Annotated in this window: 12 protein-coding genes and 1 pseudogene; 8 read left to right on the top strand and 5 right to left on the bottom strand. The window is 73.0% G+C overall.

Annotation, left to right across the window (positions count from 1 at the left end):
- Window positions 1–84: 84 nt before the first annotated feature.
- Both mptB and H305_RS0105730 read left to right on the top strand, forming a co-directional pair.
- The gene (mptB, locus tag H305_RS0105735) at window positions 85–1,479 is read left to right on the top strand and encodes a polyprenol phosphomannose-dependent alpha 1,6 mannosyltransferase MptB (RefSeq protein ID WP_028799572.1); all 1,395 of its coding nucleotides are present in this window, start codon (window positions 85–87) and stop codon (window positions 1,477–1,479) included.
- Window positions 1,476–2,855: a glycosyltransferase 87 family protein gene (locus tag H305_RS0105730; protein WP_028799571.1), complete on the top strand. Its 1,380-nt coding sequence runs from the start codon at window positions 1,476–1,478 to the stop codon at window positions 2,853–2,855. The genes mptB and H305_RS0105730 overlap by 4 nt, the downstream gene beginning before the upstream one ends.
- Window positions 2,856–2,914: 59 nt before the next feature.
- On the opposite strand, the pseudogene H305_RS50160 reads toward H305_RS0105730, so the two are convergent.
- Window positions 2,915–3,769: pseudogene (locus tag H305_RS50160) on the bottom strand (D-alanyl-D-alanine carboxypeptidase family protein); the annotation flags it as partial.
- A 90-nt stretch (window positions 3,770–3,859) separates the two neighbouring features.
- Complete coding sequence (rho, locus tag H305_RS0105720) at window positions 3,860–4,996, bottom strand: transcription termination factor Rho (protein WP_028799569.1); 1,137 nt, start codon at window positions 4,994–4,996, stop codon at window positions 3,860–3,862.
- 480 nt (window positions 4,997–5,476) lie between these two features.
- On the opposite strand from rho, the gene H305_RS0105710 reads away from it, so the two are divergent.
- The 6 genes from H305_RS0105710 (at window position 5,477) to H305_RS0105685 (ending at window position 9,953) form a co-directional block, all read left to right on the top strand.
- Window positions 5,477–5,794, top strand: a complete 318-nt coding sequence (locus H305_RS0105710) for a hypothetical protein (RefSeq protein ID WP_028799568.1) — start codon at window positions 5,477–5,479, stop codon at window positions 5,792–5,794.
- A gap of 75 nt (window positions 5,795–5,869) precedes the next feature.
- Window positions 5,870–7,129: a cytochrome P450 family protein gene (locus H305_RS0105705; RefSeq protein WP_028799567.1), complete on the top strand. Its 1,260-nt coding sequence runs from the start codon at window positions 5,870–5,872 to the stop codon at window positions 7,127–7,129.
- A 188-nt stretch (window positions 7,130–7,317) separates the two neighbouring features.
- Complete coding sequence (locus H305_RS44585; protein ID WP_051370382.1) at window positions 7,318–8,055, top strand: nuclear transport factor 2 family protein; 738 nt, start codon at window positions 7,318–7,320, stop codon at window positions 8,053–8,055.
- Window positions 8,052–8,393: a YciI family protein gene (locus tag H305_RS0105695; RefSeq protein ID WP_028799566.1), complete on the top strand. Its 342-nt coding sequence runs from the start codon at window positions 8,052–8,054 to the stop codon at window positions 8,391–8,393. Before H305_RS44585 ends, H305_RS0105695 begins: the two co-directional genes overlap by 4 nt.
- The gene (locus tag H305_RS0105690; protein WP_028799565.1) at window positions 8,390–9,655 is read left to right on the top strand and encodes an RNA polymerase sigma factor; all 1,266 of its coding nucleotides are present in this window, start codon (window positions 8,390–8,392) and stop codon (window positions 9,653–9,655) included. The genes H305_RS0105695 and H305_RS0105690 overlap by 4 nt, the downstream gene beginning before the upstream one ends.
- A gap of 52 nt (window positions 9,656–9,707) precedes the next feature.
- Complete coding sequence (locus H305_RS0105685; RefSeq protein ID WP_028799564.1) at window positions 9,708–9,953, top strand: hypothetical protein; 246 nt, start codon at window positions 9,708–9,710, stop codon at window positions 9,951–9,953.
- Between the two features lie 19 nt (window positions 9,954–9,972).
- On the opposite strand, the gene H305_RS55970 is transcribed toward H305_RS0105685, so the two are convergent.
- Genes H305_RS55970 through H305_RS44565 form a run of 3 tightly spaced genes read right to left on the bottom strand, consistent with a single transcriptional unit; the run spans window position 9,973 to window position 12,705 of the window.
- Complete coding sequence (locus tag H305_RS55970) at window positions 9,973–10,728, bottom strand: hypothetical protein (RefSeq protein WP_051370381.1); 756 nt, start codon at window positions 10,726–10,728, stop codon at window positions 9,973–9,975.
- Complete coding sequence (locus H305_RS44570; RefSeq protein ID WP_037762607.1) at window positions 10,725–11,042, bottom strand: PadR family transcriptional regulator; 318 nt, start codon at window positions 11,040–11,042, stop codon at window positions 10,725–10,727. Before H305_RS44570 ends, H305_RS55970 begins: the two co-directional genes overlap by 4 nt.
- Window positions 11,043–11,061: 19 nt before the next feature.
- The gene (locus tag H305_RS44565) at window positions 11,062–12,705 is read right to left on the bottom strand and encodes an alpha-amylase family glycosyl hydrolase (RefSeq protein ID WP_051370391.1); all 1,644 of its coding nucleotides are present in this window, start codon (window positions 12,703–12,705) and stop codon (window positions 11,062–11,064) included.
- Window positions 12,706–12,758 lie beyond the last annotated feature (53 nt).

The raw sequence follows: 12,758 nt of genomic DNA, 5'->3' as shown, positions 1-12,758 counted from the left end.
GGCGGTCACACACCGGCCCCCGCCCGGAAGGCGTCACGTCGCTCCCCGGCCACCTCGCGTTGACACGCTTCCCGAGTGCTGGCCATGGCTTTTCCCGTCGATCTCCGCCGCTGTCAGGCTCTCGGCCTGGCCGGTTCCGCCTTCCTCGCGCTGGGTGGTGAGACGGCCGGGGCACTTCGCGCGCGAGACCTGCTCGCCCCCGAGTCCGCGCGTGCCGTACTCGGTCTGGTCGGTGTCTACTTCGGAGTCGTCCTGCTGATCGCCGCCTGGGTGCTGCTCGGCACGGTCGTACGCGGTCCCCGCCCGCCCACTCCCCGCTCCCTGCTGCTGGTGCTGGCGGTGTGGGGGGCACCGCTGCTGCTGGCGCCGCCGCTGTTCAGCAGGGACGTGTACAGCTACCTCGCGCAGGGCGCCATGGTCGACGCGCACATCGACGTCTACGCGCACGGGCCCGCCCAGCTCGGTGGCCCGCTCGCCGACGAGGTGGCACCGCTGTGGCAGCAGACCACCACCCCGTACGGTCCGGTCTTCCTCGTCGTCGCCTCCGCCCTGTCCGGGCTGACCCGCGGCGAGGTGCCGGCAGGGCTGCTCGGCATGCGACTTGTCGCCCTGCTCGGCGTGGCCCTGATGGCGGCGGCGCTGCCCCGCCTCGCCCGGCACAGCGGCGCCGATCCGGCCGCGGCGCTGTGGCTGGGGGCGCTCAACCCGCTCGTCCTGCTGCACCTGGTGGCCGGTGCGCACAACGACGCCATCATGCTCGGCCTGCTCGGCATGGGGCTGGTCGCCGCGCGAGGCCGGTGGCACGTCCTCGGCGTCGTCCTGGTCACCCTGGCGGCGCTGGTGAAGGCGCCTGCCGCCCTCGGCCTGCTGGCCGTCGTCGCACTGCGTGGACGGCGGGGCGTGACACGGTCGGCGCTCACGACGGCCGCTGTCGCCCTGGCCACGACGGTCGCGGCGACCGCGGTGGCCGGTACGGGCTACGGCTGGATAGCGGCGCTCAAGACCCCCGTCTCCCCGCACAACTGGGCACTCACCAGTGTGCTCGGCCGCGCCACCGGGGCTGTGCTGCAGCAGCTGGGCAGCGGCCTCGCCCCGCTCGCGCTGCCCCTCTGGCACGCGGCCGGCCTCGCGGTGACCGTGCTGGTGGTGCTGTTCATATGGCTGCGGCTGCGCCCCGGCCCGGTCTACGCGCTGGGGCTGAGCCTGGCGGCGGTGGCCGTGTTCGGGCCGGCCGTGCGGCCCTGGTACGCGCTGTGGGGCCTGTTCCTCATCTCCGCGGCGGCGCCGGACGGTTCGGTGCGCACGCGGGTCGCGGCCGCCAGCGCGGTGCTGGCGCTGGCGGTGCTGCCGAGCGGAGGCCCGCCCGACACCGCCCAGGTCGTCCTGGCCTTCTCCGGCGGCGCACTCGCCCTGGTGGTGCTCTGGCAGGCACACCAGGCGACGCGGACGCGGACACCGGTATGGGAGCGGACGGCATGAGAGCACCGGCCACCGACCGCGGGCGGCTGCTGTGCCTGCTCGCACTCGCCGTCGCCGTCGGCTTGTTCACCGCCACGGTGCCGCTCCTGCGCGGCTGGTTCGACCTGCGCGTCTACTACGGGACGGTCGACACCTGGGTCCACCACGGGGGCCGGATCTACGACTACCGGGTGCCGGGGACGGCGTACGGCTTCACGTACCCGCCGTTCGCCGCGGTCGGCATGCTGCCGATGGCGCTGGTGGGGCTGCCCACCGCGATCGTCGTGGGCTTCGCCCTCAACCTGGCGGCGCTGGCGTTCGTGGTGTGGGTGCTGGTCGGGCCCGCACTGCGCCGCTACGGCTGGTTCGGCTTCGCCGTGGCGGGCTGCCTGCTGGCCCTGTTCGAACCGGTCCGCGACACGTTCAGCTTCGGCCAGGTCAATCTCCTGCTCCTCGCCCTCGTGCTGAGCGACGCCTGGCTGCTGTCCACCGGCCGGGGCCGCCGGGCGGGCGTCGGCATCGGTCTGGCCGCGGCGGTCAAGCTCACTCCCGCACTCTTCATCGGGCTGCTGCTGCTCGCCCGCCGCCCGCGTGCCGCCGGGGTGGCCGCGGCGGTCGCCGCGGCGGCCACCGCCCTGGCGGCCTGGATCGCACCGGACGCCTCGCGCTTCTACTGGACGGACGCGCTGTGGGACACGGACCGCATCGGCCGCCTCGGCTATGTCTCCAACCAGTCGTTGCAGGGCGTCCTGGCCCGTCTCGTCGCGCCGGACGGGCCGAGCAGGGCCGTCTGGGCGACGGTCGCCCTGCTGGTGATGTGCGTGTGGGTGTGGCGGACCACCCGCGCCCTGGCCGAGAGCGACTGGACGGCCGCGTTCGCCCTCACGGGGCTCACCGCGTGCCTCGTCAGTCCGATCACCTGGGTGCACCATCTCGTCTGGCTGCTCCCGTCCTTCGCCGTGCTGCTGCACCGGCGCCGACTGCGCGTCGCGGGTGTGCTCTACGCGGTTCTGTGCAGCAGCGTGGTGTGGCTGTGGTTCGACGACGCCTCGGGTCTCGACGGGTTCCTCGGCAGCAACACGTACACGTGGATCACCCTCGGGCTGCTGCTGTGGCTGCCCGTCGGTCAGCCGCGGGCCGAACGGGCGGCCTTGAGCCGCAGGGCCAGGGCCACGCCCCCGGCGCCGATCCCGGCCGCGCCGGCGATCCCGGCGGCGTCCGGCCAGCTCGTTTTGTCCTCCTGCGGCGACGCGGCCGGCCGCGCGGAGGGTCCCGCCGCGGGCACACCCCGCGTGTCGATCAGCGAACCCACCGGGTCGACGTGCCCGGACGCCTTGAACCCCCAGTCGAGCAGCGAGCGCGCCTCCTCGTACACGGTGAACCCGTCACCCTCCTGAGGGTTCATCACGGTGACGATGAGGGTGCGCTCGCCGTGTCGTGCGGCGGCGATGAGGGTGTTGCCCGCGTTGGAGGTGTAGCCGTTCTTGATGCCGATCAGGCCCGGGTACGGGTCGACCCCGTCGGCGCCGGTCAGCAGGCGGTTGGTGTTCTCGATCCGGTACGGGTAGCCGTCTCCGGGGAACATGGCCTGCGCGGTGGAGCAGTACCGCGCGAAGTCCGCGTTGCGCAGTCCGGCCCGTCCGAAGACCGCGAGGTCGTAGGCGGAGGAGACCTGGCCCGGCGCGTCGTACCCGTCGGGTGAGACGACACGGGTGTCGAGCGCGCCGAGGGCCTTGGCCTTGGCCTGCATCCGGGCCGCCGTCGCCCGCCATCCACCGGTCATCTCGGCCAGCACGTGCACGGCGTCGTTCCCGGAGTTGAGGAAGACGCCGCGCCACAGGTCGGCCACCTTGTACGTGTGGCCGGCGTCGACGCCCACCAGACTGCTGCCCTCGCCGACGTCCGCGAGTTCCGCTGCCTTGACGGTGTGCCGGATGCCGCTGGGCAGCGCCGGCATGACGGTGAGGGCGAACAGCGTCTTGAGGGTGCTGGCGGGCGGCAGCCTGCGGTGTGCGTTGTGCGCGGCGAGCACGTCGCCGGTGCGGGCGTCGGCCACCAGCCACGACAGCGCGGAGACGTCCTCGGGGACCTCGGGCGCACCTGCCCGTGGCCGTACGTGCGTCCCGGACCGGTACAGGGGCGGTGGCGAGGCCGTCGGCCGGGCCGCGCCCGGGTCCGTGCCGATCCGGGCCTCGGCCGGACTCGGCGCGAGGGCCAGTGCTCCGACCACGCAGACGACGGAGCAGGAGACGGCGGCGCGACAGGCGGCGGCCCGCGAGGCGGCGAGGCGGGATGAGAATCCGATGGTCATACTGATCAACGTAGGAACCGAGCGGCCCTGGACCCGGACGCCAGGCCCGAACGGCGGCAGCGAGTACCCGGATGGCACACGCGGTAGAGGTCAGGCGGGCAGTGTCGGCTGGACCCGCCGGAGGAAGGCCGCGTTGTCCGGGGTGGCCCGCAGCCGCTCCAGGAGGGTTTCGAGACCGGCCTGGCCGTCGCGTGTGGCCAGTGCCCGGCGCAAGCCGCGAACGGCCGCCAATTCGGCGGCGGGAAAGAGGAGTTCCTCGCGGCGGGTGCCGGACGGGGTGATGTCGACGGCCGGGAAGACACGCCGGGACGCCAGGTCGCGGTCGAGGCGGAGTTCCATGTTGCCGGTGCTCTTGAGCTCCTCGAAGAAGTAGCCGTCGGCGCGGGAGCCGGTGTCCACCAGGGCGGTGGCGAGGACGGTGAGCGAGCCGCCCTCCTCGGCGAGGCGTGCCGCGCCGAAGAACCGCTTGGGGCCGAGTACGGCGGCCGCGTCGACGCCGCCGCTCAGGGTGCGGCCACCGGAGGCTGCGGCGTTGTTGTGCGCCCGGCACAGCCGGGTGAGGGAGTCCATCAGGACGACGACGTCCTCGCCCTGCTCGACCAGCCGCTTGGCGCGTTCCATCACGAGTTCGGCGAGCGCGATGTGCTGTTTGGGGGCCTTGTCGAAGGTGGAGGCGTAGACCTCGCCGCGGACCGAGCGCCGCATGTCGGTCACTTCCTCGGGGCGTTCGTCGAGGAGCAGCACCATCAGCCGGCATTCGGGATGGTTGCCGGCGATCGCGGCGGCGAGCTGCTGGAGCAGCACGGTCTTGCCGGTCTTGGGCGGGGCGACGATCAGGCCGCGCTGGCCCTTGCCGACCGGCGCGACGAGGTCCATGACGCGTCCGGCCAGGCCGCTCGCCGGGTGTTCCAGACGGAGCCGGTCGCGCGGGTGCAGCGGGGTGAGGTCGCCGAAGTGGGGGCGTCGGCGCAGCTCCTGGGGCGTACGGCCGTTGACGTGCTCGACCTCGGTGAGCGCGCGGGCCGCGCCGCGTACCCCTTCGATCGTGTCACCCCTGCGCAGCCCGTGACGGCTGATCAGGGCGGGGGAGACTTGGAGGTCGGCGTTCGAGGGCAGGCAGTCCGTGGCGCGCAGGTGCCCCTTCCCGCTGCCGTCGATGTCGAGGACACCGGTGACGGCCTGCGGCCGGGGCTGCTGCACAGGGGGGCGTTCGAGTGTGGTGGTCATGGAGGTCCTTTCACGGACGAGGTGCACGGGACATGCGGGGAAGGGGTGAGAGGCCGCGAAGGAAGGGCGACGGCCGGTGACGGCGCGCCTCGGCGCGGCGGGAACATCACCTCGCAGGCGGCGGGACGGAACAGTCCGTGACCGGTTTCAGGAGGTGGTGCCGAGAAGCTGATCGGCCGGTCGTTCGTCGACGGGCGTGACAGCGGAGAAGGAGAAACTGACACCGGCGATCCGAAGGGGATCGCGCATGAGTGCTGTCTCGAACAGTACCACGCCTCACGCCGGTGCGGCCGGGAGACGGTGCGCGGGGCCCGTGCCGGCGGGCTTCGGCGGGAAGAACGCCGAGCGGCGGGAGTTGGTGTACGGCCAGTCGTCGACAGCCGGAGAAGGTACCTCCCATGCGCGCACTGATCGTCGACCCCGCGGCACCCGCCAGGCTGCGTCTGGGGGGCCCCGGACCCCGAGCCCGGTCCCGCGCGGGTGCTCAGGGAGGTCCAACACACCTCCCTGAACGCCGCCGAACCGTTCGCCGCGGAGCGGGCCGATCCGGGCGAGGTCATCGGCTTCGACGCGGCCGGGATCACGGCGGCGGCCGGGGACGGAAGCGCGCCCGCGGCGGGCCCGATCCGTATCGTGCCCGCCGCCGTACACCCCACCCCGCGGGCCGTGTTCGACTGCCGGCGCCCGCAAGAACCGGCGGCCGCGTTCGGCGCGGAGCGCGTCCCCTTCCCCGGCGGCGACAACGGCGACCGCACCGATCCCCAGGGCTTCGCGGAGCGGCTGCGCACACTGCTGTGAGCAGGCAGAATCGAGGACCATGCCGCCCCGGCGGCGCCGAACGGCTCCAACTCGACTTCCCACAAGGAGAATCCGGTGGACACCTCGTCCGGCACGCCCCATCGCCTGGATCCCGCGGGCGGTTGCCCGCACGCCGACAACGCGCGGCTCCTCGCGTGTGGCGGCGTCGCGCCGGTCGTGCTGCCCGGAGACGTGGAGGGCATGGCTGTGCTCGGGCACGACGCGCTCAAGGAGTTCCTCGCGCACCCCGACGTCGCCAAGGGAGCCCAGCACTTCACGGCACTGCGCGAGGGCGACATCGCCCCCGGGTGGCCGCTGATGACCTTCGCCACCGTGCGGGGGATGACGACGGCCGACGGCGACGACCACCGGCGGCTGCGGTCATTGGTCAGCAAGGCCTTCACCGCCCGCCGCGTGGAGCGCATGCGTCCCTGGATCGAGGAGCTGACGGAGGGACTGCTCGACGACCTGGAGCGCGCGGCCCGCGACGGTGGGGGAGTCGCGGATCTGCGCCGGCATTTCGCGCTGCCGCTGCCGATGGGAGTCATCGGCGAACTGCTCGGTGTCGACGCCGAGTACCGCGACCGGCTGCACCATCTCTCGAACCAGGTGGTCGCCACCGACATCGGACCCGAGCAGGCCCTGGCCGCGAACCGAGAACTGGTCGGCGTACTGGCCGCGGTGGCCGAGGCGCGCTCCCGGCGGCCGGGCGACGACCTCACCAGCGCACTCATCGCCGCCCGGGACGAGGAGGGGGACCGGCTCGGTCACGAGGAACTCATCGGCACCCTGGTCCTGATGATCATCGCCGGGCACGAGACCACACTGAACCTCATCACCAACGCCGTAAGGGCGTTGTGCGGACACCGCGACCAACGGGACCTGGTGGCACGCGGCGGGGCGGGCTGGGCGGACGTCGTCGAGGAGACCCTCCGCTGGGACGCCCCGGTCAGTTACTTCCCCTTCCGGTACCCCGTGCGGGACATGACGCTCGACGGCACCGTGATCCCCGCGGGCACCCCGGTCCTCGCCGGATACTCGGCCGCCGGGCGCGACCGCGACGCGCACGGTCCGGACGCCGGCCGGTTCGACGTCACCCGTCCTGGACGCGCGGACGCCGCCCGGCACCTCTCCCTGGGGCACGGCGCCCACTACTGCCTCGGCGCCCCGCTCGCGCGCATGGAGGCCACCATCGCTCTGGAGCGGCTGTTCGCCCGCTTCCCCGGCCTCGACCTCGCGGTCGCAGAGGACGAACTCTCCCGTCACGCGAGCTTCGTGGGCAACAGTGTCCGAGAGTTGCCGGTGCGGCTCGAACCACCCTCCAGCACGGCGTGACCGTCGAGCACGGTGTGAACATCCGGACCGCTGAAGCGGCCACCTGGACCGCCGGGACGGTCTGGGCGAGAGGACAGGCGCGAGGCCCGCGACGCGAGGTCGGCGAAATTGTCGCGCGGACGTTGTCGATGCGGCGCGTTCCCGTTCGTCGGTGGGACGCAGGAAGCTCACAAACACCGGGAGGAACCATGAAGTACATGCTGCTGGTCTGCGGCGACGACACCGCCGACGCCTCCGACATGGCACCCGTCGAACCCTGGGTGGAGGAACTGGGCGTCGAGCGCGGCGTGCGACTGCACGGCCACCGGCTCAGCCGGCCCGCCGAAGCCGTCACCGTCCGCGTCCGCGACGGCGAAGTCCTGTGCACCGACGGCCCGTTCGCCGAGACCAAGGAGTACGTCGCCGGATACGACATCCTCGAATGCGACAGCATGGAAGAGGCGGTCGAGGCCGCCGCCAGGCACCCCGTGGCGACGATCGGCGCCATGGAGGTACGCGCGTTCTGGGAGGACGAGGACGCCGAGGGCGACATCCGGCGGCTCGACGCGGAGCTCACCGCCGCCGCGCGCGAGCGGGACTTCGACCGGGCCATGGCCTGCTACGCGCCGGACGTCGAGGTCTTCCACCCCGTGTCCGGTCTGGAACAGCGCGGGATCGAGGCTCTGCGCAAGGCCGAGGAACTCTGGTTCTCGACACTGGCCGGGCCGGTGGAGCGCGAAGTGCTCGACTTCCGGGTCCGGGTCGACGAGAGCATTGCCTTCAGCCACGCCCTCGTGCGGATGCGCGCCGAACTGGTCACCGGCGACTCGCTGGACACCACCGCGCGCGTCACCACGGGCTACCGCGCGGCCGGCGACCGCTGGCAGATCGTCCACCAGCACACCTCGCTCCCCTTCGACTCCACGGTCACCCAGGACCGGCCGTGAAGTACGTGCTGTTCGCCTGCACGCCCGTCGACGGCGCGGAACAGGGCCCCGCCGAGACCACCCGCGACCCCCGCTTCACCGCCTATTCCGACGCGGTGCGCGGGCACGGCGTCACACGCGGCGGCGCGCGCCTGCGACCGCCCGCCGACGCCACCACCGTCCGCGTCCGCGGTGACCAAGTGCTGATCGACGACGGGCCGTTCACCCGCTCCGAGCAGTACGTCGCGGGCTTCGACATCGTCGAGGCCGCCGACCTCGACGAGGCGATCGCGCTCGCCTCCCGGCACCCGGCCGCGCTGGACGGCGGCGCGGTCGAAGTGCGGCCGGTCTGGGAATGAGCACGAACCCGCGCGCGCGAGACGTCGAAAGCGCGGTCGCGGGCGCCTTCCGCGAGGAGTGGGGCCAGGTCGTCGCCACCCTGATCCGGGTGACCGGCGACTGGGAACTCGCCGAGGAATGCGCCCAGGACGCCTTCGCCCAGGCCCTCGACCGGTGGCGGCGCGACGGCGTGCCGCGCCGCCCCGGCGCCTGGCTGACCACGACCGCACGCCACCGCGCCCTGGATGTGCTGCGCCGGGAGGCGACCGGGACACGGAAGCTGCGGGAGGTGGCCGTGCTGGCACGCGACGACGGGCCCTACGACCCGGAGTTCGAGGACGGGAGCGAAGTCGGCGACGACCGGCTGCGGCTGATCTTCACCTGCTGCCACCCCGCGCTCCCCATCGAGGCCCGGGTGGCGCTGACCCTGCGCACCCTCGCGGGACTGACCACGCCCGAGATCGCCCGCGCCTTCCTCGTACCCGAGGCGACGATGGCGCAGCGCCTGGTCCGCGCCAAACGGAAGATCCGCAACGCGGGCATCCCGTACCGCGTGCCGCCCGCGCACCTCCTGCCCGAACGCATCACCGGTGTCCTCGGCGTGCTCTACCTGCTCTTCAACGAGGGGTACGTCGCAGGCGCAGGCGACGATCTGGTGCGCAGGGACCTCTGCGCGGAGGCGATCCGGCTGGCCCGCGTACTGGCCCGGCTGATGCCCGACGAGCCCGAAGTGCTCGGTCTGCTCGCGCTGTTGCTGCTGCACGACGCGCGGCGGGACACTCGCGTCGACGCGGCGGGCGACCTGGTGACGTTGGAGGACCAGGACCGGTCGGCCTGGGACCGGACGGCGGTCGACGAGGGCGCGGCCCTGCTGGAGTGCGCGCTGCGCCGCGGGCGTCCGGGCGCCTACCAGATCCAGGCCGCCGTCGCCGCCTGCCACACCACGGCGGCCACTGCCGACGACACGGACTGGGCCGACATCGCCGCGCTCTACGGCGAGCTGAGGCGGTTCGTGCCGTCCGCCGTGGTCCGGCTCAACCGCGCGGTGGCCGTGGGCATGGCCGAGGGCCCCGAAGAGGGGCTCGCCCTGGTGGCGGAGCTGGAGGAACAGGGCGAGCTGGCGGACTACCACTTGCTGCCCGCCACCAGGGCGGACCTGCTGCGTCGTGCGGGCCGCCGCGCCGAGGCCGCGAACGCCTACGCCAGGGCTCTGGAGCTGGTGGAGAACGACGCCGAGCGGCGCTTCTTGACGAAGCGGCTCGCGGAGTGTCGATCGGCGTAGGCGTCGTTCGTCGGTGGGGTGACAGCACCCCATGACGACGACGGAGGACCCTATGACCGCCACGTCCACCACCACTCCCGCCGGCTTCGTGTCCGCCACCCACGCCGCGGCCGCCGACACGTCCGCCGTCCCCGTGACGGCGACCCCGCCCCACTTCCTCAGAGCCCTTGCCCGGCGGCTGCTGCCCGCTCGCCGCAGTCGCCCGGGGACGCACGCCCCTTTCCGGCGGGAGGACTCCGCCGGACCGGGACGCCACGGCCCCGACGCCTGGCTCGCGTTCCTGCGGCTGCGCGCCTGACGGGCCCCGCCCGTCGTGCTCAGTCCGGGGGCGCGTCGTCCCGCGGCGCCGCGGCGAGCTCGATGCCGCGGACACGGCGCAGCCAGCGCACCAGGACGTAGAGGGCGCCGCCCACGATCGCGCAGGGTTCCCACACGTCCGTGACGAGGACTGTAAGGCCCCCGTGGCCGACGATCCAGACCGCCTGGGCGCCCACCACGGCGGCGATGAAGCCGTTCGTGCGGGACTCCACGGCGAGCGTCCAGTCGACCGGAACCCACAGGGGGGCGGCGAGGTCCCGGACACGCAGCCGAAGGGCCGCCCACAGGAAGCCGAGGGCGTAGCGCATCCTCGTGCGCGGTGACAGCACGATCCCGTGCTCGGGGGCCCCGGCGAGGACGGCCGCCCACTCCTCGCGCAGATGGGTGCGACGCCGCCCGGCCACGAACGAGGCGATCCCCACAGTGCCGTTGCCCCTGCGGCTCTGCCGCTGCGGGGCGGCGGACGCCGTCCCGGTGTCCGGCTCCGGCGCGGCCTCACCGCCCGTGCGGAGAGCCGTGATCAGGAGGCCGACCGCGGCGATCAGGATGGATGCCGAGGTGATGGCGCCGAAGATCCAGCCGTTGGTGATCAAGGAAGCGGAGAACGTGGAGCCCGGGCTCACCGTCTTCACGGTGTAGCCGATCACCAGGAAGAGGACGGCCACCGTCCCGGCCAGTACGGGTGCGAGGACCGCCACGATCGCCACGGGTCCGGCGCCGGGGACGGGCTCGTCGTCCCGCCGGTCCGTACTCACGCCGCACCCCCGTCGCCGGCCGGGCGCAGCCCGAAGAGCCGTGGCTTGCGCTCCCGGGCCTCGCGGGTGGCGAGCCGGCCCGCGGCGGTCAGTTCGTAGAAATAGCGCTTCGGACGGCCGGGGTGCTCGCCGGTCTCGGCCCGGCGGACCGCCCACCCGGCGTCGACGAGCCGTTCGAGAATGGGATAGACGGTGCCGGAGCCGAGATCGGCCTCCTCGCAGATCCGCAGCCCCCACGCCGGGTCGTCCGGCGTGGCGGCCAGCAGCACCTTGAGGACCTCAAGTGTCGGTCGTGTCAGGCGAATTGATGCCATATGACGAGTGAAGCAGGCATCACGGCGTATGTCGAGAACGACAGTCGCTCCGGTCTCCGCCGGGATCCGGCTGTCCCTTCAGGCGGTAGATGCCGTACCCGAACCCCTGCGCGTCGATCGTGCCGTCGTCGCCGATGCGGACGCCGGAGGACTCCAGGGGTTCGGCGCCACGGACGCGGGTGCAGGTGTAACAGGCCGCGCCCTGCTGCGGATTGATGACGACGAGATGGCGGTCCCCGCGTCGGTACACGAAGGGATAGCCGGGGTGCAGGACTTCCACCGGGCTTCGGGCGCCGAGGTCCGGTGTGCCGGCGCGGAGGGCCACGAGGCGGCGCACCAGGTGGAGGAGCGAGGTCTCGTCGGCGAGTTGGGCGGCGACCGTGGGGCGGGCGGGGGAGGGGTCGACCGGGAGGTAGAGGGCGTCGGCGTGGGCGGACGAGAAGCCGGCGTTCGGGCCGTCGTCCCACTGCATCGGGGTACGCGAGCCCGCGCGGTTGTAGCGGGGGCCCAGCACGCTGCCCTCCTTGTCGGGCAGCCCCGGGATGTAGCGCATGCCGATCTCGTCGCCGTAGTAGATCGCCGGCAGGGTCGGCCAGGTGAGCTGGAACGCGAAGGCCACGGGAAGCTGCTCGGCCGTGCGGGGGCCGCAGTTGAGGCGGGAGAAGTCGTGGTTGGCGGTCGGCAGGGAGATGAACCCGCTGTCACCGAGGGCGGTGACCGCCCCGTGCCAGGCCTCCACGAACGGGCGGGGCGAGCCCTTGCCGCTCGGGTCGAAGAAGCAGTCGAGCGGGTCCCAGGCCTCGTTGACCGTGCCCTCGGAGTTGCTCCACAGCGACCGCAGCGCGAGGCCGTCGGCCGGCCCGCCGAACTGGAGGAAGAAGTCGGTGTGGAAGCCCGCGGGCACCGACACCTCCGGCTCGCCCCACTCGGACAGCAGCGCCGCGTCCGGGTGCGCGCCGTCCAGCCAGTGCCGCAGCTCCGTCCAGATCCGTGCCGTCTCGGTCCTGCCCGGATCGTCCTTCACGAGTGAGGCGGCCATGTCGACCCGGAAGCCCGACACGCCGAGCCCCAGCCAGTGGTCCATGATCTCGCGCAGGGCGGCGCGGTTGGCGCGGGGACCCTCGGCGTCCACCGGACTGCGCCAGGGTTCGGCCGGATCGGCGCGCGCGTATCCGAAGTTGAGGGCGGGCTGGCAGGCGAAGAAGTTCGGCAGATAGGCGCCCGGCCGATTCCCGGGGGAGGGTACGAAGCCGTCGGGGAGTCCGTCGGGTGTCCAGATGTACCGGTCGTCGGCCGGATCGTCCGCGGCTGCCTCGAACCACGGGTGCTCGTCGGAGGTGTGGCCCGCGACGAGGTCCAGCAGGACCCGGATGCCGAGGCGGCGTGCCTCGTCGATCAGCTCGGCGAGGTCGTCGTTCGAGCCGTAACGCGGGGCGGTGTTCAGGTAGTCGGAGACGTCGTATCCGGCGTCCCGGAACGGCGAGGCGAAGCAGGGGTTGAGCCACACGGTGTTCACGCCCAGCCACGCGAGGTGGTCGAGGCGCTCGGCGACACCGCCGAAGTCGCCGATGCCGTCGCCGTTCGAGTCGGCGAACGACTGCGGGTAGATCTGGTAGAAGACGGCGTCGGCCAGCCATGCGGGGGCAGGACGGAACGAAGTCATGCCGGCGACCATAGATCAGCCCGCACTGCGCGCGCTGCCCCTAAGCTGGACGC

The sequence above is a fragment of the Streptomyces sp. 142MFCol3.1 genome, assembly GCF_000424945.1.
In the GTDB taxonomy this organism is placed as follows: domain Bacteria; phylum Actinomycetota; class Actinomycetes; order Streptomycetales; family Streptomycetaceae; genus Streptomyces; species Streptomyces siamensis.
The sequence above is the reverse complement of the archived record's forward strand: the minus strand, read 5'-3'. Positions and strand labels throughout refer to the sequence as shown.

Excerpts from the sequence above, each read along its gene's own strand:
- mptB (WP_028799572.1), top strand. The coding sequence starts at position 85 with ATGGCTTTTCCCGTCGATCTCCGCCGCTGTCAGGCTCTCGGCCTGGCC.
- H305_RS0105730 (WP_028799571.1), top strand. The coding sequence starts at position 1,476 with ATGAGAGCACCGGCCACCGACCGCGGGCGGCTGCTGTGCCTGCTCGCA.
- rho (WP_028799569.1), bottom strand. The coding sequence starts at position 4,996 with ATGACCACCACACTCGAACGCCCCCCTGTGCAGCAGCCCCGGCCGCAG.
- H305_RS44585 (WP_051370382.1), top strand. The coding sequence starts at position 7,318 with ATGAAGTACATGCTGCTGGTCTGCGGCGACGACACCGCCGACGCCTCC.
- H305_RS0105690 (WP_028799565.1), top strand. The coding sequence starts at position 8,390 with ATGAGCACGAACCCGCGCGCGCGAGACGTCGAAAGCGCGGTCGCGGGC.
- H305_RS0105685 (WP_028799564.1), top strand. The coding sequence starts at position 9,708 with ATGACCGCCACGTCCACCACCACTCCCGCCGGCTTCGTGTCCGCCACC.
- H305_RS44570 (WP_037762607.1), bottom strand. The coding sequence starts at position 11,042 with ATGGCATCAATTCGCCTGACACGACCGACACTTGAGGTCCTCAAGGTG.
- H305_RS44565 (WP_051370391.1), bottom strand. The coding sequence starts at position 12,705 with ATGACTTCGTTCCGTCCTGCCCCCGCATGGCTGGCCGACGCCGTCTTC.